Source organism: Streptomyces sp. NPDC029292 (assembly GCF_055569295.1).
On record NZ_JBVHXR010000008.1, the window covers coordinates 166381 to 192682 of the forward strand.

Annotated in this window: 26 protein-coding genes and 3 pseudogenes; 16 read left to right on the forward strand and 13 right to left on the reverse strand. The window is 69.5% G+C overall.

From position 1 onward, the window contains the following. Positions 1-78: 78 nt before the first annotated feature. Together ACZ4WS_RS19505 and ACZ4WS_RS19510 are read right to left on the reverse strand one after the other, a co-directional pair. Positions 79-930, reverse strand: coding sequence for a helix-turn-helix domain-containing protein (locus tag ACZ4WS_RS19505; RefSeq protein WP_467981943.1), 852 nt, complete (start codon positions 928-930; stop codon positions 79-81). 15 nt (positions 931-945) lie between these two features. Beyond that, complete coding sequence (locus tag ACZ4WS_RS19510; protein ID WP_467981945.1) at positions 946-1701, reverse strand: DUF6879 family protein; 756 nt, start codon at positions 1699-1701, stop codon at positions 946-948. A 171-nt stretch (positions 1702-1872) separates the two neighbouring features. On the opposite strand from ACZ4WS_RS19510, the gene ACZ4WS_RS19515 reads away from it, so the two are divergent. The 7 genes and pseudogenes from ACZ4WS_RS19515 (at position 1873) to ACZ4WS_RS19545 (ending at position 4935) form a co-directional block, all read left to right on the forward strand. Continuing rightward, entirely contained in the window at positions 1873-2079 is a 207-nt protein-coding gene (locus ACZ4WS_RS19515) for a hypothetical protein (protein WP_467981947.1), read from the forward strand. Continuing rightward, positions 2076-2297 carry a hypothetical protein gene (locus ACZ4WS_RS19520; protein ID WP_467981948.1) on the forward strand — a complete coding sequence of 74 codons (222 nt, stop codon included), beginning with the start codon at positions 2076-2078 and terminating at the stop codon, positions 2295-2297. Before ACZ4WS_RS19515 ends, ACZ4WS_RS19520 begins: the two co-directional genes overlap by 4 nt. Next, positions 2294-2482, forward strand: a complete 189-nt coding sequence (locus ACZ4WS_RS19525) for a hypothetical protein (RefSeq protein WP_467981950.1) — start codon at positions 2294-2296, stop codon at positions 2480-2482. Before ACZ4WS_RS19520 ends, ACZ4WS_RS19525 begins: the two co-directional genes overlap by 4 nt. Beyond that, on the forward strand, positions 2479-2685 hold the full coding sequence (locus tag ACZ4WS_RS19530) for a hypothetical protein (RefSeq protein ID WP_467981951.1): 207 nt from the start codon (positions 2479-2481) through the stop codon (positions 2683-2685). The genes ACZ4WS_RS19525 and ACZ4WS_RS19530 overlap by 4 nt, the downstream gene beginning before the upstream one ends. 544 nt (positions 2686-3229) lie before the next feature. Beyond that, entirely contained in the window at positions 3230-3406 is a 177-nt protein-coding gene (locus ACZ4WS_RS19535; protein ID WP_467981953.1) for a hypothetical protein, read from the forward strand. A 106-nt stretch (positions 3407-3512) separates the two neighbouring features. Next, positions 3513-3694 (forward strand): annotated as a pseudogene (locus tag ACZ4WS_RS19540) (cytochrome P450); the annotation flags it as partial. Between the two features lie 23 nt (positions 3695-3717). Then, the gene (locus tag ACZ4WS_RS19545) at positions 3718-4935 is read left to right on the forward strand and encodes a cytochrome P450 family protein (protein ID WP_467981955.1); all 1218 of its coding nucleotides are present in this window, start codon (positions 3718-3720) and stop codon (positions 4933-4935) included. Positions 4936-4942: 7 nt separating this feature from the next. Here the strand turns inward: ACZ4WS_RS19545 and ACZ4WS_RS19550 are convergent, their stop codons facing one another. Together ACZ4WS_RS19550 and tnpA are read right to left on the reverse strand one after the other, a co-directional pair. After that, positions 4943-5731 (reverse strand): polysaccharide deacetylase family protein, encoded by a 789-nt coding sequence (locus tag ACZ4WS_RS19550; protein ID WP_467981958.1) that lies wholly within the window; start codon positions 5729-5731, stop codon positions 4943-4945. Between the two features lie 223 nt (positions 5732-5954). Continuing rightward, positions 5955-6368: pseudogene (tnpA, locus tag ACZ4WS_RS19555) on the reverse strand (IS200/IS605 family transposase). Between the two features lie 25 nt (positions 6369-6393). Here tnpA and ACZ4WS_RS19560 point away from each other — a divergent pair. Next, on the forward strand, positions 6394-7617 hold the full coding sequence (locus ACZ4WS_RS19560; RefSeq protein WP_467981960.1) for an RNA-guided endonuclease InsQ/TnpB family protein: 1224 nt from the start codon (positions 6394-6396) through the stop codon (positions 7615-7617). A 56-nt stretch (positions 7618-7673) separates the two neighbouring features. Here the strand turns inward: ACZ4WS_RS19560 and ACZ4WS_RS19565 are convergent, their stop codons facing one another. From ACZ4WS_RS19565 to ACZ4WS_RS19585, 5 genes are all read right to left on the reverse strand, one after another. Then, on the reverse strand, positions 7674-9119 hold the full coding sequence (locus tag ACZ4WS_RS19565; protein ID WP_467981961.1) for a family 43 glycosylhydrolase: 1446 nt from the start codon (positions 9117-9119) through the stop codon (positions 7674-7676). A gap of 18 nt (positions 9120-9137) precedes the next feature. Further along, positions 9138-10622, reverse strand: coding sequence for a family 43 glycosylhydrolase (locus tag ACZ4WS_RS19570; protein WP_467981963.1), 1485 nt, complete (start codon positions 10620-10622; stop codon positions 9138-9140). A gap of 173 nt (positions 10623-10795) precedes the next feature. Beyond that, a complete protein-coding gene (locus ACZ4WS_RS19575) occupies positions 10796-11518 on the reverse strand; it encodes an FAD:protein FMN transferase (protein WP_467981965.1) in 723 nt (240 codons plus the stop codon). A 1-nt stretch (position 11519) separates the two neighbouring features. After that, positions 11520-11957: an FMN-binding protein gene (locus ACZ4WS_RS19580; protein ID WP_467982250.1), complete on the reverse strand. Its 438-nt coding sequence runs from the start codon at positions 11955-11957 to the stop codon at positions 11520-11522. Between the two features lie 25 nt (positions 11958-11982). Further along, complete coding sequence (locus ACZ4WS_RS19585) at positions 11983-13320, reverse strand: ferredoxin reductase family protein (RefSeq protein WP_467981966.1); 1338 nt, start codon at positions 13318-13320, stop codon at positions 11983-11985. 152 nt (positions 13321-13472) lie between these two features. On the opposite strand from ACZ4WS_RS19585, the gene ACZ4WS_RS19590 reads away from it, so the two are divergent. Genes ACZ4WS_RS19590 through ACZ4WS_RS19600 form a run of 3 tightly spaced genes read left to right on the forward strand, consistent with a single transcriptional unit; the run spans position 13473 to position 16282 of the window. After that, on the forward strand, positions 13473-14177 hold the full coding sequence (locus ACZ4WS_RS19590; RefSeq protein WP_467981968.1) for a response regulator transcription factor: 705 nt from the start codon (positions 13473-13475) through the stop codon (positions 14175-14177). Then, on the forward strand, positions 14174-15640 hold the full coding sequence (locus ACZ4WS_RS19595) for a sensor histidine kinase (RefSeq protein WP_467981970.1): 1467 nt from the start codon (positions 14174-14176) through the stop codon (positions 15638-15640). The genes ACZ4WS_RS19590 and ACZ4WS_RS19595 overlap by 4 nt, the downstream gene beginning before the upstream one ends. A 24-nt stretch (positions 15641-15664) precedes the next feature. Next, complete coding sequence (locus ACZ4WS_RS19600; RefSeq protein ID WP_467981972.1) at positions 15665-16282, forward strand: PadR family transcriptional regulator; 618 nt, start codon at positions 15665-15667, stop codon at positions 16280-16282. A gap of 283 nt (positions 16283-16565) precedes the next feature. On the opposite strand, the gene ACZ4WS_RS19605 is transcribed toward ACZ4WS_RS19600, so the two are convergent. Beyond that, positions 16566-17288, reverse strand: a complete 723-nt coding sequence (locus ACZ4WS_RS19605) for an FAD binding domain-containing protein (protein WP_467981973.1) — start codon at positions 17286-17288, stop codon at positions 16566-16568. Between the two features lie 161 nt (positions 17289-17449). On the opposite strand from ACZ4WS_RS19605, the pseudogene ACZ4WS_RS19610 reads away from it, so the two are divergent. Further along, positions 17450-17663: pseudogene (locus ACZ4WS_RS19610) on the forward strand (enoyl-CoA hydratase); the annotation flags it as partial. A 31-nt stretch (positions 17664-17694) separates the two neighbouring features. Here the strand turns inward: ACZ4WS_RS19610 and meaB are convergent. From meaB to ACZ4WS_RS19625, 3 genes are read right to left on the reverse strand one after another with little or no spacing between them, the layout of a single operon-like run. Beyond that, entirely contained in the window at positions 17695-18726 is a 1032-nt protein-coding gene (gene meaB, locus ACZ4WS_RS19615) for a methylmalonyl Co-A mutase-associated GTPase MeaB (protein WP_467981974.1), read from the reverse strand. A 5-nt stretch (positions 18727-18731) separates the two neighbouring features. Continuing rightward, positions 18732-20906 (reverse strand): methylmalonyl-CoA mutase, encoded by a 2175-nt coding sequence (gene scpA, locus ACZ4WS_RS19620; protein ID WP_467981975.1) that lies wholly within the window; start codon positions 20904-20906, stop codon positions 18732-18734. Next, positions 20906-22711, reverse strand: a complete 1806-nt coding sequence (locus ACZ4WS_RS19625) for a methylmalonyl-CoA mutase family protein (protein WP_467981977.1) — start codon at positions 22709-22711, stop codon at positions 20906-20908. The genes scpA and ACZ4WS_RS19625 overlap by 1 nt, the downstream gene beginning before the upstream one ends. Positions 22712-23132: 421 nt before the next feature. Here ACZ4WS_RS19625 and ACZ4WS_RS19630 point away from each other — a divergent pair, with 421 nt between their 5' ends. The 4 genes from ACZ4WS_RS19630 to ACZ4WS_RS19645 all read left to right on the forward strand — a co-directional run bounded on the left by ACZ4WS_RS19630 (position 23133) and on the right by ACZ4WS_RS19645 (position 26249). Continuing rightward, on the forward strand, positions 23133-23870 hold the full coding sequence (locus tag ACZ4WS_RS19630) for a flavodoxin family protein (RefSeq protein ID WP_467981979.1): 738 nt from the start codon (positions 23133-23135) through the stop codon (positions 23868-23870). An 8-nt stretch (positions 23871-23878) separates the two neighbouring features. Continuing rightward, positions 23879-25135: a molybdopterin-dependent oxidoreductase gene (locus ACZ4WS_RS19635; protein WP_467981980.1), complete on the forward strand. Its 1257-nt coding sequence runs from the start codon at positions 23879-23881 to the stop codon at positions 25133-25135. Further along, entirely contained in the window at positions 25135-25614 is a 480-nt protein-coding gene (locus ACZ4WS_RS19640; RefSeq protein ID WP_467981982.1) for a hypothetical protein, read from the forward strand. The genes ACZ4WS_RS19635 and ACZ4WS_RS19640 overlap by 1 nt, the downstream gene beginning before the upstream one ends. Before the next feature lie 128 nt (positions 25615-25742). Next, entirely contained in the window at positions 25743-26249 is a 507-nt protein-coding gene (locus ACZ4WS_RS19645) for a MarR family winged helix-turn-helix transcriptional regulator (RefSeq protein WP_467981983.1), read from the forward strand. Positions 26250-26302 lie beyond the last annotated feature (53 nt).

Sequence of the window (26302 nt, forward strand, 5' to 3'; positions counted from 1 at the left end):
CATAGCAGGAACACCCCGGGCCGCCACTAGGAACAGCTACAGTCCGAATGTTCGACATGGACGCTCGGACGTTCCGACTCAGGTTGTGTTGAGAGCCCGACGCGCGGCGCTGATCACGCGCTGGGCATCGGTGCCGTACACGGCGGACTCACGGAGTCTGTTCCAGGTGCGGAGGTAGGTGTTCACGTTCGGCTCGTCCTCGATCCACAGCTCCGAGTGCCACGTCTCGACGATCACGCGGCTTTCGTCGTAGACCCAGAAGGCCGTGGCGGGCGGGATCTTCAGGGACGTGCTGAAGGGAATGATCCCGAGTTCCACCGTGTCCAGGCCGACGGCGCCGGACAGCCGATCGAGCTGTGCGGCCAGCACGGACGGCGGGCAGACGAGCGCGCGGAGCGCGGCCTCCCACAGGATCAAGTGGAAGCGCTTCGCAGGGTCGTACAGCGCCTCCTGGCGCTTGATCCGGGAACGCACGGCCTCCTCGGTGTCCCGGGGTGACTGCTGGAGTTCGGCGTACCGGTTGAAGATGTGCCGAGCGTAGTCCGGGGTCTGGAGAATCCCGAAGATCATGGAGGATTCCCAGCCTCGGAACACGGAGGCGTCGGCGTGCGCGGCCAGGTGCGTGTCCTGGACAGGCTTGTGCCCGGAGGCGAGCTGCCGCCGCCATGACCGGATGTGGGACTCGAATCCCCGCAGCCGGGCGAGCAGTTCGTCATACGCGTCCGGCTGGCCGGTTGCCTCGGCCCACGCTTTGAGGTCGTCGGGCGTGGCGGTCTGCCTGCCGTTCTCTAGCTTGCTGACCTTGGGCTGCGGCCAGCCGAGCTGCCGGGCGAGTGCGGAACCGGTGAGCCGACCGTCCGGGGCCGTGAGCCTCAGCTCACGCAGCCGAACGCCGAGCGCCTCGCGCGCCTGCTGAAAGTCTGTGCTCACCGGTTCCGCTCACTGCTACTCGGTCGCGGACAGGTCCGCCGCGAACGTCTCGTACGGGATTGCGTAGTGCCAGGCAGCATCGCGCACCTGGGCGTACCGGTTAACTTCCACCGGTTCCGTGATCAGCTCCACGTTCACGAGGTTGTCGGCGTCGTCGAAGTTGAGCCGGGCCACGAGTCGGGAGTCGAAGATCCAGAAGTCCTCTTCGGGGAGCTGGAGCCGTTCGGCGTCCGCGCGCCAGAGCTGCCGGATGTCCTCGCCGACCGCGCTGTTCCGGCGGGCGTTGTCGAGGAGGTAGAGCTGCCCAGGGGTGGGCGGGTCGTCGACGATGCGCACGCGCTCGAACCGCTTGCCCAGCGCGGTCTGTTCGCGGCGCTCGGCGCACCATTCAGCGTCTTTGCCCTCCCAGTCCACGGGCTCGCCCCGGGTGAACTGCGCGTAGGTGTCGGTCACCTCGTCTGAGGCGTACCGGCGGCGGGTCTCCAGCCGCCATGTGGTGTGCTCGAACTGGGTGAACAGCAGGTCGAACTCGTCCAGGCCGATGATGGTCGGCACGCGGGTGACCTCCTTGGGGCCAAAGTCGACGAGCAGTTCGCGCGGGACGACGATCGGGACCTCACCCTCTCCGAGATGCCGCAGGCGGGCGACGTCGTCGGGGTCGGTGAGCGCCGGACCGTGAATGATCACCTCGCCGGTGTCGAGGTCTTCGTGCACGGCGGGGCAGCCGTTCACGCCGCTCCCGGTGCCGTTGAAGCGAAGCCGTCGGGCCATGATCAGTTCCTTTCGCCGGGTCCTGATCCATTCATGATCAACGTGCTCAGGGTCGGACGGTACAGCTGCGCCGCGCCCTCGTGGATATGAACGGCTATAGATGGCCTGGTCTCGCGAATAACCGAGTATAGATGCTGGCCCTCTCAACTCGCCCACGCTGACGCTGAGTTCATGGTCACAGCGCAGCAAGAACCGGACACCGCGGATGTCACAGCAGCCGTGGAGGCTCTGCGGGAAGCACTGACGGCAGCGAAGATCGTGCTGCCGTCGCTGGGGGCGGACCAGGCGTCGCCCTCACTGAATCTGATCATCCTCGGCCGGGTGCGTGCCGATGTCGCGTTGCGGCTGGCCGACGTGATCCGGCGGGGGTGTGCATGAACGGGTATACGCCCCAGATCGACGATCTGGTGTGGGACGAGGCGACCCGCAAGGTCGGCCAGGTCATGGGTCGCGTGGGCCCGTGCTGGCAGCTCCGGCCGCCCGGTGGCGGGCGCGAGTGGGACGCGAGCGGTCCTCTGCGGCCTGCGACGGCGGCGGAGAGCCTGTCGGCGGGCGTGGCGCCGGCCAACGCCCGGAGCCGGGGAGAGCTGCCGTGAGCGCGGCCACCGCGACCGACGACGTGACGCTGTCGGTCGAGTGCACCTTGGGCCACCGGCCTGGCTACAAGGAGGTGCACCGGGAGTGCCGCCAGACCAAGGACGTGCCGCTCCCGCACTCCACCGGCATCCTCCTCGTGCGCAGGTGCGGCTGCGCCTGCCACCGCCGGGGTGGTGCATCGTGACCGCGACCCTGCACGTATGCCGTGCCTGCGACGAGGTGATCACGGACCCCGGGGACGCTGTCGCCGTCGCTCATGAGCTGGGCAACAGCGGACCGGGCTGGACGGTGTGGGCTCACCGTGATCACGCCGACGACGTCGAACTGATCGACCCGGACCTGTTGCGGATCATGACGCGCATCTGGGCCGCGAAGATCCAGCAGTAGTCCCGCGCCCCAACAGCACGACGCCCGGCCGGTACTCCCCCTGGCCGGGCGTCGTCGTGTGCAAATGATCAGGCTTAGGACCGCCACGGCTCGCGGCTGCTGGCGCAGCGGCTGCACTGATCCACTTTGTCTAGATCAGCTAGTCAAGTTTTGTAACCCTGAACAGGCCTCTCACCAGGCACGATGAGTCGCGGAACCGTACAAAACCTTCGGCTTGCGTTTCCCGCTCCGGGCGGGTCTACTGCACCTCTGCAAGCCCACGAGGGAGACCCCCGAACGGCCGTGTGTGCAACGTCACTTGAGGAGTTCGGCGGGCAACGGAACCCGGGTGTACGCCGTAGCAACACCCCACGAACACCCTGGGAATACGTTGGGCGGCGCTTGGCGCACGCGAATGCACCGAATCGCTGTCTCTTCTCCGTGTCCCTACACTCCTCATCACGTGCAAAGGAGCCCAGCCACCGCCCAGTTGGCCTACGAAACCGAGGGCGGGAAGCGGGCTCCCTGCACGTACCCCTACCGATGTGAAAATGGAAGGAGACCCATGCACCATAACCAGTCCGGCCCTGGCCTGCCCAGGCGGACCCTCACCTGTCGCGCCGCCGGGTGGCTCAAGCGGTACCGGCACGCTTTCGTACTCCGCGCCCTCTACGGCGCCGCGTACGGCGCGAGCACTACGGCCGCCAGTCTGTTCCTGCTCTGGCTGCACTCCCGCTTCTGAGCGGAGCCGGGCCGGACAACGGGCCCGTCACCTTCTGGTGGCGGGCCCGCCATGCCAACGGTTCTCGTGGCACTCACACGTCCGCCCCGTCGGCGTCGACCCACCTCTCGCCTTCGGGTCAGGCGTGCACAGCTGCCCCGGGTCGCAGCTCGCGCGCGAGCAACTCCGGCTCACCCTGGAGCTGTTGACGCGCCGACTGCCGGACTGCGACTGTCCGGGGACCACCCGGTTACGATGCGACCGACCATGATCCACCGCTCGCCCGAAACACTGCACCTCGACTGGTGACCCACCCCGCGACAGGAGCCCACGTGCCGGACCAGCCCTATGTCATCGACCCCGCGGGAGCCGACATCCACGGTGAGGCTGACCGCCTGCGCGACCGTGGTGGCGCCGCGGCCCTCATCGAACTGCCCGCCGGTATACGGGCCTGGGCCCCCACCCAGTACGAGACCCTCAAGCAGCTCCTCGCCGACGACCGGGTCTCGAAGGACCCCAACCAGCACTGGCCCGCCTGGATCGGTGGCGAGTTCCGCGAGAGCTGGGTCAACCTCTGGGTCGGCGTGACCAACATGTTCACCGCGTACGGCGCCAACCACCGCAGGCTGCGCAAGCTCGTCTCACCCGCGTTCACCAAACGCCGCACCGACGCCCTCAGGCCCCGTATCGAGGAGCTCGCCGCCACACTCCTCGACCGGATGGCCGAAGCGCCCGACGGACGGGCCGACCTCCGGTCCGCCTACGCGCATCCGCTCCCGATGCAGGTGATCTGCGAGCTGTTCGGTCTGCCCGAGGACAAGCGGGCCGACACCGCGCGCCTCATCGAGGCCAACATGGACACCACCATCACTCCCGAACAGGCCATGGCCACCTGGCAGGAGATCCATGAGCTGCTGGCCGGACTGGTCGAGTCGAAGCGCGAGCAGCCGGGCGACGACATGACGACCGCCCTGATCGCCGCCCGCGACGAGGAGGGCTCGCAGCTCAGCGAGAGCGAACTGATCGACACACTCCTCCTCGTCATCGGCGCGGGCCACGAGACGACGGTGAACCTGATCGGCAACGTGGTGCATGCCCTGCTGAGCCACCCGGACCAGCTCGCCCGCGTGCTCGACGCCGAAATCCCCTGGAGCGACGTCATCGAGGAGACCCTCCGCTGGGCCCCCTCGATCGCCAACCTCCCGCTGCGGTACGCCGTCGAGGACATCAAGCTCCCCGACGGCACGCTGATCCCGCGGGGCGAGGCGATCCTGGCGACGTACGCGGCGGCGGGCCGTGACCCGCTGCGGCACGGCGAGAGCGCGGCCCGCTTCGACATCGCCCGCGCCGACAAGGAACACCTCGCGTTCGGCCACGGCGTCCACTACTGCATCGGCGCCCCGCTGGCCCGCCTGGAGGCGTCCGTCGCGCTCCCCGCGCTCTTCGAGCGTTTCCCGGCGCTGAGTCTCGACGACTCCCAGGGACCCGCCCGCCTCGCCGAGTCCTTCATCGGCCACGGCTACCGGGCGCTGCCGGTGCGCCTGACCTGATGCTCCGTCAAGGCCGGTACACGGTACCCGGCTTGGCCTTCCCCGGTGCCAGCAACTGCGGCACCGTCACGAACACATACCCCCGCTTCTTCAGCGCGTCGATGATCCCGGGCACCGCGGGCACGGTGCCCGGGTAGAGGTCGTGGAGCAGGATGATCCCGTCCCGGGAGGCCTGCTCGAGGACGCGCTTCTCTATCAGCTCGGAGTCGTTGGTCGTGTAGTCCTTGGCGGTCACGCTCCACAGGACCTCCGCGAGGCCCAGCTCACGGCTGATCCGGTGCACCGTGTCGTTCGTGCGCCCCTGCGGCGGCCGCATCAGGGTCGGCTTGTGTCCCGTGAGCCGCTCTATCTCCTTGTTCGGCCGCTCCAGCTCCTCGCGTATCTCCTCGGGCTTGATCCGCGTCAGGATCTTGTGGTCCCACGTGTGGCTGGCCACCTCGTGTCCCTCGGCGGCCATCCGCTGGACGAGCTCCGGGTACTTCTCGATGTGCCGCTTGCCCAGCAGGAAGAAGGTCGCGGGGACCTTCTTCTCCTTCAGGATGTCGAGCAGCCGGGCCGAGTTCTCGCTCGGCCCGGCGTCGAAGGTCAGCGCGATGCACTTGGCCTCCCGGCAGTCCACCGTCCCGAACCGCCCCTGGACGTCGGCCGCGGCCTGTGCGCGGGCGGCGCTGGGCGCGGTGGTGTGGAGGGTCGTACACCCCGTGAGCGGCAGGGCCAGCGCGACGGCCGCCGAGATGGCGGCGGCCGCACGGAACCTGGTACCCGGTCTTTTCATCTTCTTGGTCGGAGAAGGCATGCCGAGACTATACATGCGGTGTATACACCGCATGTATAGTCTTTGAGTGCGCGCTACCGGGATTCATACGCAGTGCTCCGGCCTTCAGTCCGGGGTGAAGCGAATCTGATGGCCGTGACGCGGAGTGTCGCGCATTCTTGTCCGGCGGGGCCGGGCGCGCGCGTATTCACCGCCTGTGGCGCGGAGCGGCGCGAGGACCGGTCCCGGCGGAGCCGGGCGATGCTCACACGGGCCGGTTCTGCTGTTCGACGTACTGCTTGACCGCGAAGAGTGGGGCGCCGCCGACGGTGCCGGCGAAGTAGGAACTGGACCAGAGCCTGTTGGCCCACCAGTAGTGGCGTACCAAGTTGGGAAACTCTTGGCGCAGGCGGCGGGAGGAGACGCCCTTGACGGAGTTGACGAGTTTGGTGACGGCGACCTTGGGTGGGAAATTCACGAAGGTGAACGTGGTTGTCCTCGCCGTTGAACTCCACCAGCTCGCACTCGAAGTCCCCGCACACCGACCGCATGATCTCCTCCATGCGTGTCAGATGAGCTTCCGTGAACACCTTGTGCCGGAACTTGGTCACGAAGACCAAGTGAAGCTGCATCACGAAACACAGTGCCGGCCAGTTCTGATCTTCTGTATCCCGCCCATAACCCAAGTATCTAGCGTGGCCGTCATGCAACTTCGGTACGGCTTCCGCCTGTACCCGGATTCCGGCCAACGCATCGCGCTGGCCAAGGCGTTCGGGTGCGCTCGCGTCGTGTTCAACGATGCGGTGCGCGCCCGGGAGGACGCCCGCAGAGCGGGCGAGGCCTTCCCGGTGGCCGGTGAGCTGTCGAAGAGGCTGATCAACGAGGCGAAGCGGACCGAGGCCCGCTCCTGGCTGGGCGAGGTCTCCGCCGTCGTGCTCCAGCAGGCGTTGCGCGACGTGGAGGCCGCCTACAGGAACTTCTTCGCCTCCCTCAAGGGCGAGCGCAAGGGTGCGAAGACCGGTGCGCCCCGGTTCAAGTCGCGCAAGGACAAGCGGCAGTCGATCCGCTTCACGGCCAATGCCCGCTGGTCGATCACCGATTCCGGGAGGCTGAACCTTCCCAAGGTCGGCGCGGTGACAGTGAAGTGGTCACGCCCCCTGCCCGCACAGCCCTCTTCGGTCACCGTGATCAAGGACGCGGCCGGGCGGTACTTCGCCTCCTTCGTCATCGATACCGACCCGGCCACCGACGCCACCCGGATGCCCGACACCGACCAGACCATCGGCATCGACCTGGGCCTGACCCACTTCGCCGTCCTCTCCGACGGCACGAAGATCGACTCCCCGAGGTTCCTGCGCCGCGCGGAGAAGAAACTCAAGAGAGCCCAGCGGGAGCTGTCCCGTAAACAGAAGGGATCCAGGAACCGCGAGAAGGCCCGCCTCAAGGTCGCCCGCGCCCACGCACAAGTGACTGACGCCCGCAGTGAGTTCCACCACCAGCTCTCCACTCAACTGATCCGCGACAACCAAGCGATCGGTGTGGAAGACCTGGCGGTCAAAGGACTCGCGCGCACAAGACTGGCGAAGAGTGTGCATGATGCGGGCTGGGCGCAGTTCGTGCACATGCTGGAGTACAAGACGGTGAGGTACGGGCGGTCCCTGGTGAAGATCGGCAGGTTCACTCCGACCAGCCAGGTCTGCTCGGAGTGCGGGGCCAAGGACGGCCCCAAGCCCCTGCACATCCGGACCTGGACCTGCGCCGCCTGCGGCGCGGTCCATGACCGGGACCACAACGCTGCGAAGAACGTCAAAACGGCCGCCGGACTGGCGGTTGCAGCCTGTGGAGCGCAGGTCAGACCAGGACTCGTCCTGGCACAGCGCGAGGAAACAGGAAGCCACGGATTGTCTCCCGAACCCCGTGCCGCGTAGCGGCACAGCAACGGACGAGAAGGCCAGAATCCCCGGGCTTCAGCCTGAGGAGCAAGTCAATCGGCGTAGAACGTCGCGTCCGCCTTGGCCGTCGTGGTGTCGGCGGGCTGGGTGTAGAGCAGGTAGTTGTAGTGCCGGATGTAGCGGCCGGCACTGCTGTACGACTCGAAGGAGACGCCGGAGGCAGAGTCGGCGAGGCCCGCCCGCCGGTAGAAGCTGGCGTCGCTCCTGAAGGCCGCGGTCCCGTCGTCCTTCTCCACCCACACCTCGTAGTTCTTCTGGTGGAGGTAGTAGCCGGGATAGTTCGCCGATTCGAGCGAGACGGTCCCGGTGCCCGCGAGCCCGGTCACCACCCGGAACTGCGAGTCGGCGAGGTTGGTGACGTTCGGTTCGATCTTCGCGCGGAAGTCCCAGTGGCGGATGTAGCGGTCCGGGTAGTTGTACGAGGAGAAGCGGACCGGGCTGACGCCGTCGGCGACCGGGATGCCGAAGTTGGGGGTGCCGTCGGCGTTCCAGTAGATCTTCTGCAGGCGGGTGCGGCGGTTGGGGTCGTTGAGCGGGTCGCCGGTGATGTCCTTGTAGTTGCGGTCGTGGTAGACGAGGATGTCCGATTTGCCGTCCTCGGAGACGGTGAACGAGTTGTGGCCCGGTCCGTACTGCGAGGTCGCGGCGTTGCTCTGGAACACCGGCTGCGCGCCCTTGCTCCAGGAGGCGGCGTTCAGCAGGTCGGACGAGGCGGACGCGGTCAGCATGCCGAGGCAGTAGTTGGCGTCGGTGGCGCTGGCCGAGTACGTCAGGAAGACCTTGCCGCCGTGCTGGATGACGGCCGGACCCTCGTTGACCTTGTAGCCGACGGTCTCCCAGGGCAGCGTGGGCTGCGAGATCTCGGTCGGCGTGCCGCTGAGGGTCCACGGGTTGGCCATCTTGGCGATGAACAGGCTGGTGTTGTTGTCCTCGGCGGGATTGCGCTGGGCCCAGGCGAGATAGCGGACGCCGCCGACGACGAAGGTGGTGGCGTCGAGCGAGAAGGAGGACACCGGGGTGGCGATCTGGCCCTTCTCGGTCCAGGTCCCGGTCAGCGGGTTCGCGGCCGAGGTCTCCAGCACGTACATCCGGATCGCCCACACGTCACTGGTCGACCCGGCGGCGAAGTACACGTACCACTTGCCGTCGATGAAGTGGATCTCCGGGGCCCAGATGTGGGCGCCCATCACCCCGCTGGCGTGCTTGGTCCAGATGGTGGTCTCCGGCGCGGTGGCCAGGCCCTGGAGCGTGGTGGCCCGGCGCAGCACGATCCTGTCGTACGTGGGCACGGTCGCGGTGAAGTAGTAGTAGCCGTCGGTGTGCTTGAAGATGTGCGGGTCGGCGCGCTGTTCGGCGATCGGGTTGGTGAAGGTCACGGCCGGCGAGGCCGGGGCGGCCGCCTGGGCAGCCGTCCCCGACGTCAGCAGGCCGATCGCGACGAGCACCGCCATCAGCGCACGGGCAACAAGGCGTCTCATGGTTCCGTCGGCTCCCGGTCAGGTGGTGGGCTTGAACTGCCATTGCTGACAGGTGTTGTTGAGCCAGGTCCACTGGCGTACGTCGGTGCCGTCGGCCGTACCGCAGTCGGCGACGTCGGCGACCTTGCCGCTGTTGGCGTTGACGATCCGCACGTAGTCGCCGGTCGCCGTGTAGACCAGGCGGAACTTCTGGCAGTTGTTGTTCAGCCACGACCACTGCCGGATGTCGGCGCCGTCCGCGCTGGAGCAGTCCGCGGTGTCCACGACCTTGCCGGTGGCGACGTTGACCAGCCGGCTGGTGTCGTTGCCCTGGTCCTCGATCCGCCACTTCTGGTTGGTGCCGCCATTGCACGTCCACTGGAGGATGTTGGCGCCGTCCGCGGTGCTGCCGCCCTCGACGTCCAGGCACTTGCCGCTGTTGCGGTTCACCAGGGTGTAGGCGGTGGGTGTCGTCGCGGTCTCCCCGGAGGGCCCGGCGAGGGTGGTGCCGGTCGCGACGGGGGTGCCGAAGTTCGGCGTGCCGTCCGCGTTCCAGGTGAACTTCTGCGCCCGTGTCGTACGACCGTTGCCGCACCCGCCGCTCGCCGAGCTGTTGGCGTGGTAGACGATCCAGTTCTCGGTGCCGTCCGGCGAGGTGAAGAACCCGTTGTGACCGGGCCCGTAGACCCCGGCCGCGTCGTCGCGCTGGAAGACCGGGGTTTGCTTCTTCGTCCAGGACGCGGGGGAGAGCGGGTCGCTGCCGGTCAGTTCGAGCTGGCCGAGCTTGTAGTCGGCGGTCTGGCAGTAGCTCGCCGAGTAGGTCAGGAAGGTCCTGCCTCCGTGATACAGCGGCTCGGGCCCCTCGTTGACCGGGGCCCCGGAGGTCTCCCAGCTCAGCGTGGGGCTGGAGATGACCGTGAAGGTGGCGCTGCTGAGCGTGTACGGGTTGCTCATCGGCGCGATGACCAGGCTCTGCTTGCTGCCGCCGACGGAGCCGCTGCCCACCAGGTACAGCTTGCTGTTGTACTGGAGCACGCTCGCGTCGATCAGCCAGCCGCCGGGGTCGAGGTTGGAGCCGGTCAGGCTGTTCTTGTACGTGTACGGGCCCATGGGATCGGAGCCCGCGCTCTCCAGGACATGGGTGCGCTGGGTGTCGCAGCAGGCGGCTCCGCTCTGCGCGCCCGAGTAGTAGAGGTACCACTTGCCGTTGAAGAAGTGGATCTCAGGGGCCCAGAAGTTCGCGTTGCGCCCGGAGGTGGTGTCCGACCAGATCTGCACGCTGGGGGCGGTGCTGAGCCCGGCGAGCGTCGGTGACTTGCGCATGGTCAGCTCGTTGGTGAACGAGGTTGTCACCAGGTAGTAGTTGCCGTTGTAGTACTCCAGCCAGGGGTCGGCGCCCTTCTGGGCCTTGATGGGGTTGGTATACGGCCGGCCTTCGGCAGCGGCGGCGGGCTGGGTCAGCAGTGACCCGAGCAGGGCCAGCAGCGCTGCCCCCAGGACGAACCAGTGGCGGGTGCGGAACACGGCGAGTCCCCTTTGACGGCCAAGTGTGTTCGAAATCGCGAACGTTGTGCGGAGGTTCGACCAGAAGATAGGTTTCCGACGAGGACACGTCAACGCTTCTGACAGGTTTCGATTCCGGTTCGACTCACGCCACTTCAGGGCGGTCACCCGGCGACAGGGAACCCTGTCGCCGGTCAACGGGAGAGAGGGAACCCCTCGGTGCGGAACACCCTGTGTCCGGCGTCAACGGCGAACACTTCGCAGCCCTCCCGCGCGGCGGCCCACTCGATCCCCTCCGCACCCATGGCGAACGCCGCCGTCGCGGTCGCGTCCGCCTCGGTCAGCGACGGCGCCACGACGCTCACACTGAGGAGCTCGGTCGCCGGGCGGCCGCTGCGCCCGTCGAGGATGTGGTCGCCCCGCTCGTACCGCGCGGAGGTCGCCACCGCGCCGTCGGTGATCTCCAGCACGGCGCAGAGCCGGTCGGCCTGCTCGGGGTGCCGTACGCCCACCCGCCAGGGACCGCCGTACGCCACCACATCGCCACCGGCGTTCAGGCAGAACCTCCTCGCCCCGCGCGCCGCCAGCAGCTCCGCGGCCCGCTGCACCGACCAGCCCTTCACCATCGCGCACGGATCGAGCCCGCGGCCGGGCAGCCGCACCTGGAACGCGCCGCGGGTCGCGGCCCGGTACTGCTCGCACAGGTCGAGGACTTCGGCCACGTCCGGGCTGAGCTCGTGGGGTTCGAGCTCACCCCCGTCCAGCCGGGACACCTCGCTGTCCGGCCGGAACGGACTGAATCGCGCGTCGACCTCGCGCAGCCACGCGAACACCGGGTCCGCGGTCTCGTCGGACGCGCTCTCGTCGTCGATCCGCACCGAGACCGGGAACCCCATGACGTGCTCGACGCGCAGCACGTCACGCGCCCTTCGCGTCGATCGCGGCCTGGAGCGACCGGACGTATCCGTCGCTGGTGATCGTGGCGCCGGACACGGTGTCGATGTCGGCGCTCTGCGCCTGGAGCGTCTCCTCGATCAGCTTCGGCACGGCGGCCGTGGTCTGCGGGTGGTTCGGCTGCTGCAGCATCCGTACGGAGGCGATCTTGTCGCCCTCGAAGGTCACCTCCACCTGCACGGCACCCTTGTCGGTGTCGACGGTGCTGCCCTGGATGGTCTGTGCGGCGGACGCTCCGGACGAGGCCGAAGCCGAAGCCGAGGACGACGAGTTCGGGGTGGGCGTCGACGGCGCGGGCTGGGCGGCCGTGCTGGTCTGCGTCGTACCGCTCGACGGTGCGTACCGCCACAGCGGGATCAGCCCCGCGATCGACAGGGCCACGACGGGCAGTGCTCGGGGTATGGATCGCTTCACGGTGTGGTCCCCCTCATCCGGCCAGGCTGAAGCGCTCGGCGTGAATCTGCGGCTTGGGCACGCCCAGCTGTCGCAGGGTGCGCATGACGGCGGTGGTCATGCCGGGCGGTCCGCAGACGAAGACGTCGCGGTCGATCAGGTCCGGTACGAGCCGGGAGAGCGCCTCGGGGCCGAGCAGGTCAGGTACGGCCGGGCCGGTGACCAGGTGCAGTTCCGCGCCCTTGCGGTGCGCCAGGTCCCGCAGTTCGTCGAGGAGTACCGCGTCCTGGTCGGTGGCCACCCGGTAGATGAGGACCACGTGATCGTGGAGCTCCTCCAGGAGCGCCCGCATCGGGGTGATGCCGACGCCGCCGGCGATGAGCAGGGTCTCGGGGCGGGTGCGGTGCAGCGCGGTGAAGGCGCCGTAGGGGCCCTCGGCGAAGACGCGCGTGCCCACCTTGAGGTGGCGCAGCGCCGCGGTGCCGTCCCCGGCCGTCTTCGCGGTCAGCCGCAGCCTCCGGCCGTCCGGGGCGGCCGACAGGGAGAACGGATTGGCCTGCCACCAGCGGTCCCTGGTGAGGAAACGCCACAGGAAGAACTGGCCCGCCCGCGCGGGCAGCCGGTCCAGGTCCCGGCCCGTGATGTAGATCGACACCACGTTGTCGGACTCGGGCACCACGGCCGAGACCCGCAGCTGGTGCCGCAGGTTCCGCCACACCGGAAGCACCACGCGCCCCAGACACACCGAGCCGAGCGCAACGCCCCACAGGCACCACCAGTAGGCGGTGGCCGCGGACGACGCGGTGAAGGTCGTCCCCACCGCGACCTGGTGCGTGAAGGCCAGCACCACCGCCACGTATGTGTAGAGGTGGATGAAGTGCCAGGTCTCGTACGCGAGGCGGCGGCGGGCGTACCGCGCCGACACCGCGCCGATCACGATGATCAGGGCCAGCGCGACGATCGCCCGCAGGACGCCCTCGGTCGTGGTGGCCAGCTCCACCAGCTCGTCCCAGAAGGACATCGACGACGCCCCCGCGTAGCCGAGGACGATGAACAGCGCGTGCGCCAGCAGCGTCCACAGCAGGCCGAAGCCGACCCAGCGGTGCCAGGAGGTCAGCCGGTCCATGCCGATCCGGTGGTCGAGCCACGGGAGCCGGGCGACGAGCAGCAGCTGAAAGGCCATCAGCAGCGCGCCGTACAGCCCGGCCAGCCGGCCCAGCAGGAGCAGCGTGTCCGAGCCGGACCCGGCCTGGAAGAAGAAGACGGTCACCACGCACACGTTCGCGGCCAGCACGGCGTACAGGCCGGCGCGGGCCACCACCTGGGGACGTACCGCCGTGGGGGGTGGCTGGACGCGTTCCACAGTCGTCACGGACGCAGGCTCCTCGTTCGGGTGTGGGGAACACCGAGCCTGCCGGGTGGGAGCTGTCGTTTTCCTGTCGGTCGACTTTCAAGTCGTTATCGATGTGGATCAGGGGGGTCGCCGGGTATGGCGCGAGGAGACGCGTCACGCACTATGAGCGGGTGGAAAAAGTGCGCCTCCTGGTCGTGGACGACGACCCTCCCATCGCCGATCTGGTCGCGACCGTCGCCCGCTACGAGGGCTGGGAGGCGATCACCGCGAACTCCGGCGAGGAGGCGCTGCACCGTGCCGCCGAGTTCCACCCCGACATCGTGGTGCTCGACCTGATGCTGCCCGGCCTGGACGGTTTCGCCGTCCTCGACCGGCTGCGCCGGTCCGGGACGATGGTGCCCGTCGTGTTCCTCACCGCGCGCGACGGCGTCGCCGACCGGGTCGCGGGACTCACCCGGGGCGGCGACGACTACCTGGTCAAACCGTTCGCGGTGGAGGAGCTGATGGCGCGGCTGCGGACCGTGCTGCGGCGCAGCGCGGGACCCGGCTTCCAGCGGTCCGTGCTCCGGGTGGCGGACCTGACGATGGACGAGGACACCCGCGAGGTGCGGCGCGGCGACCGGCTGCTCACGCTCACCCCGACCGAGTACGAGGTGCTCCGCTATCTGATGCGCAAGTCGCCGACCGTCCTGACCAAGGCCCAGATCCTGGACCACGTCTGGGAGTACGGCTTCGGAGGCCGCTCCAACGTGGTGGAGCTGGTCGTCAGCCGCCTGCGCCGCAAGCTCGACGACAGCGGTGAGCCTGACGGTGGCGAGTCGCTCATCCACACCGTACGAGGCGTCGGATACGTGGTGCGGCAGGCCGCCGAGTGATCGGCCGCCTGAGCGGGACCTACCGCCGCATGCGCCTCGGCACCCGGCTGGCCCTGGGGATCGGCGCGCTGTCGCTGGTGGTGTTCGCGGTCGTCGGCACGGCGCTGACCACGTTCATGGGGGACTACCTGGAGCGCCAGCTGGGCGAGCAGATGAAGCTCGTCCAGGTCGCCCAGTCCAAGGACGCCCAGACACACGGCACCGTGGAGCGACAGCCGTACTACGGCTGGTACACCGCTGTGTACGACGTCTCGGGCGGCACGGCCGTGCTGCGCAAGCCCGCCGACGTACCGGCGGACACCGCGGCGCTCACCGCCGCGGCCGAGGCGCTGCCGTCCGCGGACTCCGGGCACATCCTGCGCACCGCGGACATCGAGGGGAAGGGCACGTACAAACTGCGCGCCTGCGAGGTCGAACCCGGGGTCGTGCTGGTCACGGCGGCGCCCACGGAGGACCTGCGGGCCACCCTGCGGCAGCTGATCACGGTCCAGGTCGTCACCTTCGCGCTCGCGCTGCTGGGACTCGTCGTGATCGGCCGGGCGGTGCTGCGGCGCGGCCTGAAGCCGTTCAGCGACATGGCGCACACGGCCCGCGGCATCACCTCGCACAATCTGACCGGCTCGGCGCGGCTCCCGGTGCGCGCGGGCGGCGGGCGGGGCGGACCGGAGGTCGAGGAGCTGCGCACCGCGTTCAACACCATGCTGGAACACATCGACGACGCGCTCGCCGTGCGCACGGAGGCCGAGCAGCGGTTGCGCCGGTTCGTCGCGGACGCCTCGCACGAACTGCGCACCCCCTTGATGTCGGTACGCGGCTACGCGGACCTGTTCCAGTACGCGGCGGCCAACGAACCCGAGGAACGGGAGAAACACCTGGCCCGGCTGCGCGCCGAGGCCGCCAGGATGGGCGTACTCCTCGACGACCTGCTGCTGCTCGCCCGCCTGGACGCCGCCGAGGTGGAGACACCGCTGCGGCTGGAGGACGCGGACCTGGTGGAGCTGGTCGGCCAGGCGGCGGACGCCTTCCGCGCCGCCCGGCCGGACCACCCGCTGTCCGTGACGGCCGGCCCCGAGACGGTGCGGCTGCGCCTCGACCCCCTGCGCATCCGGCAGGTGCTGGACAATCTGCTCACCAATGCCGCCGTGCACACCCCGGCCGGTACGAAGGTGAGCGTGGCGGTGTCGGTCTCGTCCGGCGCGGCGGTGGTGCGGGTCGCCGACTCGGGCCCGGGCATACCAACCGCCGACCAGGAGCGGGTCTTCGACCGCTTCTACCGCGTCGACAAGGCCCGCAGCCGCGACCGCGGCGGCAGCGGCCTGGGCCTCGCGGTGGCGCGGTCACTCGTCCGTGCCCACGGCGGCACCGTCGAACTGGCCGGCCGCCCGGGTTCGACGGCCTTCACGATCACGGTCCCGCTCGGCGAGAGGGACCGACAGCCGTCTGATAGTCGCCCCCTTGACTAATCAACGAGGTGTTAACTTGGGGTAATGGCTCTGCGCAATGCGGTGATGGCCGCGCTTCTGGAGGGCGAGGCGTCCGGGTACGACCTGGCGAAGGGCTTCGAAGCCTCCGTCGCCAACTTCTGGATGGCCACCCCCCAGCAGCTCTACCGCGAACTGGAGCGCATGGAGAGCGAGGGCCTCGTCTCCGCTCGTGTCGTTCAGCAAGAACGCCGGCCCAACAAGCGGCTCTTCTCGCTCACCGGGACCGGGCTCGAGGTCCTGCGCTCGTACGTCGCCGAAGGCACCGCGAAGCCGACCGCCATCCGGGACGAGCTGATGGTCAAGGTCCAGTGCGTCGACATCGCGGACACCGGCGACATCGAGGCCGTACGGGCCGCGGTCGCCGAACGCGTGGAGCGGTCCACGGCCAAACTCGCCCGCTACCAACGCCTCCAGGAACGCCTGCTGGCCGGACGTACAGAAGAGGAGTACTTCGCCACCGCCGAGCGCATCGGCCCCTACCTCACCCTGCTGGGCGGCATGGCCTTCGAGCGGGGGAACCTCCAGTGGGGCGAGACGGTCCTGAAGCGACTCCAGCAGCGCGTCGCGACGCCCGGCGCGTCGGCCCGCACCACGGACGCGGGCGAAGTTGATGTTGTATGACGTGGCGTGTGCCCATGCGCAACCTCCCCCTTCTCGCCGTGGTGTACGGCCGGGGGTCCGCCGGCGCCGTGGAGATTCTCGCCTCGGCCAAAAGGCTGTGCTCCGTCGTCTTCGTCTGTGATGAGGATCTGCCCGGATCGGCGGGCGCGGTGGCGCGGCTTGGGGAGTTGTCGCAGGCCCTCGACGTCACCGGGATGTCGCCCGAGGCACGGTGCGCCGCGCTGTCGGCGCTGGGGGCCGACGGGATCGGCATCACCGCAGGTGCCCGGTCAGGCGGGAGTCCTCAACGGTCGGCGGGGCGGGACAAGAGGTCGGCGACCTGTTGGCGGACCACTTCCCAAGCCGTGGTGTGAAGCGCGCCGACGGCCGTACGACGCAGGTCGTCGAGGACCTGTTCGGAGTCGGCGTCGCACTCGATGCTCTCCGTGAGCACCTCGTATCCGTCGCGGACGGCGACACGAAGGCGGGTTCCTCCGTCGTCGGCGGCGTGCAGAGCGGCGGCGACGACGAGAGGCGGCGGCCCACCCGCTTCGCCGGCCAGCTTGCGGTATCCGCTGGCGATCGGATCGCGCCAGCGGAGGCTGAGCAGCAGGTGACCCTTGGCCAGAACCTCGGCCAGATCGGTCTCGTAGATGCTGTCCGGCTCCAGGACCACTGCACGGGCATCCAGTACGAGGGCTGCGGGCAGCAGGCAGCGCAGCGTGCTGCCGACGAGGTTGCCGCCGACCGTGGCCGTCCGGCGCACGGCTCCGGTCCCCACGGTGGCGGCCGCCCGCTGCAGCGCCTCCGGCACACGGTCACCGATCCGGTTCAGCACCACAGCCGCGCCCAACGTCTCGGGCCCGATCGCATTGGCCTCCGGCAGGTCGCGCAGCGACATGGCGTGTTCGGGGAAGCCGTCCCGCTGCCAGGTGGCCCACACCAGCGTCGCCCCGCCGATCGGCACCGCCCCCTCGGCCATGCACTCCTGTGCTTCGGAAACGGATGTGGGCAGACGCAACAGCACGGCAGCCGACCTGCTTTCTGGAAAATTGGCGGCGGGGTACGTGATACCTCAGCCACATGACCGTCGACATGGCTCATTTTCCCGGGACACGCGGGGGCGCGTACAGGGCTCACTCCTTCACCCGGTGCGCCCCTCGCGCACGGGCGGGCTGCCGGTGAGTTGCCGGTGAGTTGCTGGGCGAGCCACTCGCGGTCGCCGCGACCGTGGCGGGGGATGTCATTGCCCGTCTCGATGACGGCGAAGGAAGCGGTAGTCCGCGCCGTCGAGGCGCCGCTCGCGGAGGGCGTCCGCTTCGAACGCCGCCTCTTTCACGCGGTGTTCGCGACCGCCGACCAGAAGGAAGGCATGGGCGCCGTCGTCGACAAGCGTCCACCCCACCCCACTTCGCCCACCGCTGACCCGCAGTTCACTCCGGCCGCGCCGCCTCCGCGGGACGAAGATCACGGCAGGAGGTGCTGGGCCTGCTGCCGAACACCCCAAGGATGCGCTCGGCGGCGAGCGTGGCGGTCAACTCCCCGTCCCGCACCTGCTGTTCGAGGCCGGGGGCGAGGGCGCGTACCGCCGGGTCGGCGTGCAGGCGGCCGAGGAGTTCGTCGCGGACCATCGTCCACGTCCAGTCGATCTGCTGGTCGCGGCGCTTGGCGGCGAGGCGGCCGGTGGACTCGAGGAGCGTACGGTGCTGTTCGAGGCGCTCCCAGACGGTGTCCAGGCCGGTCGACTCGCGGGCGCTGCAACTCAGTACCGGCGGGGTCCAGGCGGCGTCGGCCGGATGCATCAGCCGTAGTGCGCCCGCCAACTCCCGTGCCGCAGCACGGGCGTCACGCTCGTGCGGTCCGTCCGCCTTGTTGACGGCGATGACGTCCGCCAGTTCCAGGACGCCCTTCTTGATGCCCTGCAGCTGGTCCCCGGTGCGGGCGAGGGTCAGGAGCAGGAAGGAGTCGACCATGTTCGCGACCGCGGTCTCGGACTGGCCGACGCCGACCGTCTCCACGAGGACCACGTCGTAGCCGGCCGCCTCCATCACCACGATCGACTCGCGGGTCGCCTTGGCGACCCCGCCGAGCGTCCCGGCGGTGGGGGAGGGGCGTACGAAGGCCGCCGGGTCGACGGCCAGGCGTTCCATGCGCGTCTTGTCGCCCAGGATGGAGCCGCCGGTGCGGCTGGAGGACGGGTCGACGGCGAGCACCGCGACCCGGTGCCCGAGCGAGGTGAGCAGGGTGCCGAACGCGTCGATGAACGTCGACTTGCCCACGCCCGGTACCCCGCTGATGCCGATCCGCCGCGCCCGGCCGCTGTGCGGCAGCAGCTCGGTCAGCAACTCCTGTGCCAGGACGCGGTGTTGGGGCTTCGTCGACTCGACGAGCGTGATGGCGCGCGCCACCAGCGCCCGCTTCCCGTCGAGTACGCCCTTCACATAAGTGCCGAGGTCGATCGCCATGGGGCTCAGAGGACGTGACCGAGATCGGTGGCCAGGCGCTCGACCAAGTCGTACGCCGCGTCCGGGATCACGGTCCCGGGCGGGAAGACGGCCGCCGCGCCCATCTCCAGGAGCGTGGGCACGTCCTGCGGTGGAATCACCCCGCCGACCACGATCATGATGTCCTCGCGGCCCTCCTCGGCCAGCTGCTCCCGCAACGCCGGTACGAGGGTGAGGTGTCCGGCGGCCAGCGAGGACACCCCGACGATGTGCACGTCCGCCTCGACGGCCTGGCGGGCCACCTCGCCCGGGGTCTGGAACAGCGGGCCGACGTCGACGTCGAAGCCGAGGTCGGCGAAGGCGGTGGCGATCACCTTCTGGCCGCGGTCGTGGCCGTCCTGGCCCATCTTGGCGACCAGGATGCGGGGCCGGCGGCCCTCGGCCTCCTCGAAGGAGGACACCAGCGTGCGGGTGCGTTCGACGGACGGCGACTCGCCGGCTTCGGTGCGGTACACACCGGAGATCGTACGGATCTGGCTCGCGTGCCGCCCGTACACCTTCTCCAGGGCGTCGGAGATCTCCCCGACGGTGGCCTTCGCGCGGGCCGCGTGCACGGCGAGCTCCAGCAGGTTGCCGGTGCCTTCGGCGGCGCGGGTCAGGGCGTGCAGCGCGTCCTGGCAGACCTGTTCGTCGCGCTCGGCGCGCAGCCGCCGCAGCTTCTCGATCTGCTGGGTGCGTACGGAGGAGTTGTCGACCTTGAGGACGTCGATCTGCTCGTCGGTCTCGACGCGGTACTTGTTCACGCCGATGACCGGCTGGCGCCCGGAGTCGATCCGGGCCTGGGTGCGGGCCGCGGCCTCCTCCACCCGCAGCTTCGGGATACCGGCGTCGATGGCCTGCGCCATGCCGCCCGCCGCCTCGACCTCCTCGATGTGCTGCCAGGCCCGGCGCGCGAGGTCGTACGTCAGCTTCTCCACGTAGGCGCTGCCGCCCCATGGGTCGATCACCCGGGTCGTACCCGACTCCTGCTGGATCATCAGCTGGGTGTTGCGGGCGATGCGCGCCGAGAAGTCGGTGGGCAGGGCGAGCGCCTCGTCGAGGGCGTTGGTGTGCAGCGACTGGGTGTGGCCCTGCGTCGCCGCCATCGCCTCCACACACGTACGCGTGACGTTGTTGAAGACGTCCTGCGCGGTCAGCGACCAGCCCGAGGTCTGCGAATGGGTGCGCAGGGAAAGGGACTTGGCGTTCTGCGGGTCGAACTGCTTGACCAGCTTCGCCCACAGCAGCCGCGCGGCCCGCATCTTGGCGATCTCCATGAAGAAGTTCATGCCGATCGCCCAGAAGAAGGAGAGCCGGGGCGCGAACGCGTCCACGTCCATCCCCGCGTCCCGCCCCGCCCGGATGTACTCCACTCCGTCGGCCAGCGTGTACGCCAGCTCCAGGTCGGCCGTCGCTCCCGCCTCCTGGATGTGGTAGCCGGAGATGGAGATGGAGTTGTAGCGCGGCATCCGCTGCGAGGTGAAGGCGAAGATGTCGGAGATGATCCGCATCGACGGCTTCGGCGGATAGATGTAGGTGTTGCGGACCATGAACTCCTTGAGGATGTCGTTCTGGATGGTCCCGGCCAGCTTCTCGGGCGGTACGCCCTGTTCCTCCGCGGCCACGATGTACAGCGCGAGGACGGGCAGCACGGCGCCGTTCATCGTCATCGACACGGTCATCTTGTCCAGCGGGATGCCGTCGAAGAGCTGCCGCATGTCGTAGATCGAGTCGATCGCCACGCCCGCCATGCCGACGTCACCGGTCACCCGCGGGTGGTCGCTGTCGTAGCCGCGGTGGGTGGGCAGATCGAAGGCGACGGACAGGCCCTTCTGACCGGCCGCCAGATTGCGCCGGTAGAAGGCGTTGGACTCCTCGGCGGTGGAGAAGCCCGCGTACTGGCGGATGGTCCAGGGCTGGTTGACGTACATCGTCGGGTACGGGCCGCGCAGATACGGGGCGATGCCCGGGTAGGTGCCGAGGAAGTCCAGGCCCTCCAGGTCCTGCCCGGTGTACAGGGGCTGGACCGCGATGCCCTCCGGGGTCTCCCACAGGAGGTCGTCGCCGCCGGTGGCCTTCTTGACGGCGCTGCGCCATTCGTCGGTGCCGCCGTCGGCCTTCGGGGCCCCCAGCTCGATCCCGGAGAAGTCAGGGATTGGCATTAGGACACTCCCAAGCGGTCGAGGGTGGCGGAGAGCACGGCTACGGCGTCACAGCCCGCGAAGACATAGGCGTCGACACTGGGGTACTGGGCGGGGCGGCCGGCGAGGAACACATGCCCGGCGCCCGTCGCCTTCAGCTCCCCGGCGACCTCGGAGGCCCGCTCCTCGTACAGCGCGTCGCTGGAGCACAGGCAGACCTCGGTGGCACCGCTGTCCTCGAACGAGCCCTCGGTGACGGGCTCGATGCCACCCGCCTGGAACAGGTTCGAGGCGAAGGTGAGGCGGGCGGAGTGGGCGGCGGCGGGGCCGAGGGCGGCCAGGAAGATCCGTGGCCGGGTACCGGTCGCCGCGAGGTGGGCGTCGGAGCGGGCGCGCAGGTTCTCGTACGCCTCGTCGCGCCGCACGCGCGGCAGCCCGCCGGACGGCTGCACGGGGGCGGCTTCGCGTTCTACGAGGCGTTCGGCGAGGTTCGGGAACTCGCTGACCCCGGTGACGGGTTCGCGTCGCTCGGCGAGCTTCGCGCTGCGCGCCTCCCAGGTGTCGGCGAGGTCCTGGCCGAGCCGACCGGAGCGCAGGGCGGCCGCCTGGCCACCCTCCCGCTCGATCCGCTGGAAGAACTCCCAGCCCGCGTGGGCGAGTTCGTCCGTGAGTCGCTCCACGTACCAGGAGCCGCCCGCCGGGTCGATCACCCGGGACAGATGTGACTCCTCGACCAGGATCGTCGAGGTGTTGCGGGCGATCCGGCGGGCGAACGCGTCCGGCAGGCCGAGGGCGTGGTCGAAGGGCAGCACGGTGACGGCGTCGGCGCCGCCCACCCCGGCGGCCAGGGTGGCGACGGTCGTGCGCAGCATGTTCACCCACGGGTCGCGGCGGGACATCATCACCGGCGAGGTCACGGCGTGCTGGACCTGCCCGCCCGGGGCCCCGCAGACCTCGGCCACCCGCGCCCACAGCCGGCGCGCCGCCCGCAACTTGGCGATGGTCAGGAACTGGTCGGCGGTGGCCGCGTACCGGAACTCCAGCTGCCCACAGGCCTGTTCGGCCGTGAGCCCCGCCTCGGTCAGCTCCCGCAGATAGGCGACACCGGTCGCCAGCGAACTGCCCAGCTCCTGGGCCGCCGAACCGCCGGCCTCGTGGTACGGCAGCGCGTCCACGGTCAGCGCCCGCAGCTCCGGGTACTCCTCGACGCACAGCCGCGCGAGACCGGCCACGGGCGCGAAGTCGAAACCGTCGTCTCCCGTACGGGCCAAGTAACCCAGCGGGTCCGCACCCAGGTTGGCGCGGGCCGCCTCCTTGGCCACGCCCCGCTCCTCGTACAGCCGCAGCAACTCCCTCGCCGCAGGCTCGACGTCACGTCCGGCGTCCAGGACGACGGGGGCCAGGTCGAGATAGACACCGTCGAGGACCCGGCCGAGCGACGGCACGGGGATCCCGCGTTCGCCCATGACCAGCCACAGCGAGGTGACGCCGTTCTCCAGGTCCCCGAGGACCGCGTCGCCGTCGGCGGCCGTGTGCTGCTGCCGTACGTCCCAGCCGCCGAGGGTGTTGCCCTCGGGGCGACCGCCCCGGACGAAGGGAGCGCAACCGGGAAGGCCGGGATCGGGCGCGGAGTCGTCCGCGGTGTACAGGGGCCGGGCGCGCAGCCCGTCCTCCAGCGTGGTGGACAAGGAGTGCTCCGCTGCCGCGCCCGAGACTTCCTTGCCCGACTTGCGCAGTACGCCTTCTACCAGGCGTTGCCACTGCTCATGGGTCGCATCAGGGAACTCGGCGGCCAGCGAGAGCCCGTCGTCAGGCAGGACCGTCATGCTCGGATGTTAGGCCAGATTCGCAGGTGAGCAGCAGAGGATGCGGCTGTGACCTTGACCTCTGCGGGGCGGCCTTGATCCTCGGGCCGGGTGCGTACTAGGGCAGTACGTGGGCCTTGGACAGCGCCGGGTGCCGCGGGGCGAGGAAGACGACCGGCGCGCTGTTCGTCCAGCTCCGGTGAACGGTCGCGCGCCGACAGCAGCCGCAGGTGCACGAACTCCTCGACGACGTCGAGCGCCGGGGCCCGGCCGGAGTGACTGCCGACGGATACCGGCCCGCGCCTGAGCTCAAGCACGGTAGGCGCTGCCGGGGCCATTCGGAGTCGTTGTGGTGGCGCCCGCCGCGGTCGGCCCGCACGCTGGATCCGGATGTGGACGCGCCGCCGCGCACCGTGCGGCGGCAGGGCTCTGGGAGGACCGCGTGACCGCTTCGTCGCCCGCCACCGACGCACCGCCGGCCCGGTACGACGACCTGCGTGCTCTGGTGATCAACTGCACCCTCAAACGCTCGCCGGAGACGAGCAACACCCAGGGACTGATCGATCGCAGCATCGCCGTCATGGACGCGCAGGGAGTGCACGTCGATGTCGTACGGGCGGTGGACCACGACATCGCCACCGGTGTGTGGCCCGATATGGCGGAGCACGGCTGGGAGACCGACGCCTGGCCGGACCTCTACCAGCAAGTCCTGGCGGCCGACATCCTCGTGCTGGCCGGCCCCATCTGGCTGGGCGACAACAGTTCCGTGATGAAGCAGGTGATCGAACGCCTCTACTCCTGCTCCAGCCTGCTCAACGAGGCTGGACAGTACGCCTATTACGGCCGCGTCGGCGGCTGCCTGATCACCGGCAACGAGGACGGCGTCAAGCACTGCGCCATGAACGTCCTCTACAGCCTGCAGCACCTGGGTTACACCATCCCTCCCCAGGCGGACGCCGGATGGATCGGGGAGGCGGGCCCCGGCCCCTCGTACCTCGACCCGGGCTCGGGCGGCCCGGAAAACGACTTCACCAACCGCAACACCACCTTCATGACCTGGAACCTGCTGCACCTGGCCCGGGTGTTGAAGGATCTCGGTGGCATCCCCGCATACGGCAACCAGCGCACCGCGTGGGACGCCGGCTGCCGCCGCGACTACGAGAACCCCGAGCACCGGTAGGACAAGACGTGTGCCGCGCAACCCCGAAGCTCCCCACCTCCCCCGCGTTCTGGCGCAGCCCGCTGCGCGGTCCCTGGTTCACCTCGGTGCTCGGCGTTGTGCTGCTCGGCGGGATCATGGTGCTGTTCGTGACGGGGCTGCTGTCGTACGCCGCGTACAACCCGGACCTGGCCCCCGTGAACGACCAGACCCCGGACAAGGGTCTGCTCGGCTTCTACCTCTTCTCCTGGCCGACCGACCCGTCCTGGCTGTACCGCCTCACCCAGGGCGTCCACGTCACGCTCGGGATCACGCTGATCCCCGTACTGCTGGCGAAGCTGTGGTCGGTCGTGCCGAAGCTGTTCACGCTGCCGCCGGTGCGGTCACTCGCGCACGGGCTGGAGCGGATCTCGTTGCTCCTGCTGGTCGGGGGCGGGCTGTTCGAGTTCGTCACGGGCGTGTTGAACGTCCAGCTCGACTACATCTTCCCCGGCTCCTTCTACCCGCTGCACTTCTACGGGGCCTGGGTGTTCTTCGCGGCGTTCGTGGTGCATGCGGTGCTGCGGGTGCCCATGGCCGTACGCAATCTGCGCCATCTCCGGGACGAGGGTCAACGCCCGGAAACACAAGACGAGTTGGTGGCACCGGACCCCGACCCGCCCACCGTCTCGCGGCGTGGCGCCCTCGGGTTCGTGGGCGGCGGATCGCTGCTTCTGTTCGCCACCACGGCCGGGCACAGCTTCGACGAGCCGCTGCGGGAGACGGCCGTACTCGCCCCGCACGGCGGCCCCGAACCGGGCACCGGTCCCGGCGGCTTCCAGATCAACAAGACGGCCGCGGCGGTCGGCATCGACATGCGGGAGACGACCGAGGAGACGTGGCGGCTGGTCGTCGAGGGACGTGGCCGCACGGTCCGGCTGCGCCGGGCCGAGTTACTGAAACTCCCGCTCCACAGCGCCGCGTTGCCCATCGCCTGCGTGGAGGGCTGGTCGACCTCCGACCAGTGGTGGCGGGGGGTGAGGCTGCGGGACCTTGCGGCACTCGTGGGATACGAGGAGGACGCGGCGCCCGACGTGCTGGTGGAGTCGTTGCAGCGGCACGGGGCGTTTCGCCGGGGCGCCCTGCGCTACAACCAGGTGCGCGATTCGCGTTCCCTGCTGGCCCTGTTCGCCAACGGCGAGGACCTGACCCCCGACCACGGCTATCCGGCGCGGATCATCGTGCCGGCGGCGCCCGGTGTACTGAACACCAAGTGGGTGGCCCGGATGACGTTCGGAGATCTCTGATGCGGACACCTGTGATGCGACGGTCGTTCGGGAAGCCCGTCCTGGGCAGTCCGCTGCAGATCCTGCTGCTGGCCTGCTCGTTCGCGCTCGCCGGGTACGCGGGGGTGCGGCTGTTGGCGGGGGACTGGTTCGAGGTGGCGCTGTGGTTCGTGGGGGTGGCGCTCCTGCACGATCTGGTACTGGTGCCCTTGTACGCGGGGGCGGACCGGGCCCTCACGCGGGGCTTGGACGCGGTCGGCCATCGGGAGTGGACGCTCTACGTCCGGTTCCCGGCGGCCTTCTCCGGTCTCCTGCTGCTGATGTGGTTTCCGCTGATCAGCGGGCAGATGGCGGAGCACTACCGGTTGGCCACCGGCCTCTCCGGCGACGGCTTCCTGGCCCGCTGGCTGCTGGTCACGGCGGTGCTGTTCGGGGGTTCCGCCGTGCTGCTCGTGCTGCGCTCGCGGAGGTCGCCGCGGGGAACGAAGAGTTCGAACTGATGCCGCGATTCTCCTGCTCCGGTATGACGGACACGCGGAAGGAAGATCTGTTCCCATCGGGTGAGTGGGCAGCGACGTCGGCGCGGTAGAAAGGACGCATGCCGGAGAGGGAGACCCCTGCAGGGGCGATGGATGATGTCGATGCCGTCACCCGGGCGGTGCTGACCGCGTCCCGGCTGCTGGTGGCGGTCTCCGCGCGGTCGCTCTCCGAGGTCGAGGACCGGGTGACCCTCCCGCAGTTCCGGATGCTGGTCGTGCTGTCCACCCGTGGTGCCACCAAGCTGGTCACGCTGGCCGACCTGCTCCAGGTGGCGCCCTCCACCGCCATGCGCATGGTCGACCGGCTGATCGCGGCAGGGCTCGCCGGCCGCCAGACCAACCCCGGCAACCGGCGTGAGACCCTGCTGCAACTCACCGAGGAAGGGCGCAGCGCGGTCGAGGACGTCACCGCCCGGCGCCGAGTCGAGATCGCCACGATCGTCGAACGGCTGGACCCGCAGCACAGGGCAGCGCTCATCGAGGCTCTTGCCGCCTTCAACGAGGCGGGGGGAGAGCCCCCGGCTCCCGCGGCGGACGACCCGGAGCCGCATCCGCTCGGCTGGGTGATGGACGCCGCGGTGGCACACGACGCGTGACCCCTCGAGGGCGGTCGGCGGCGGATTTCGAGGCCGTCCTTCTCTGAGCCTGA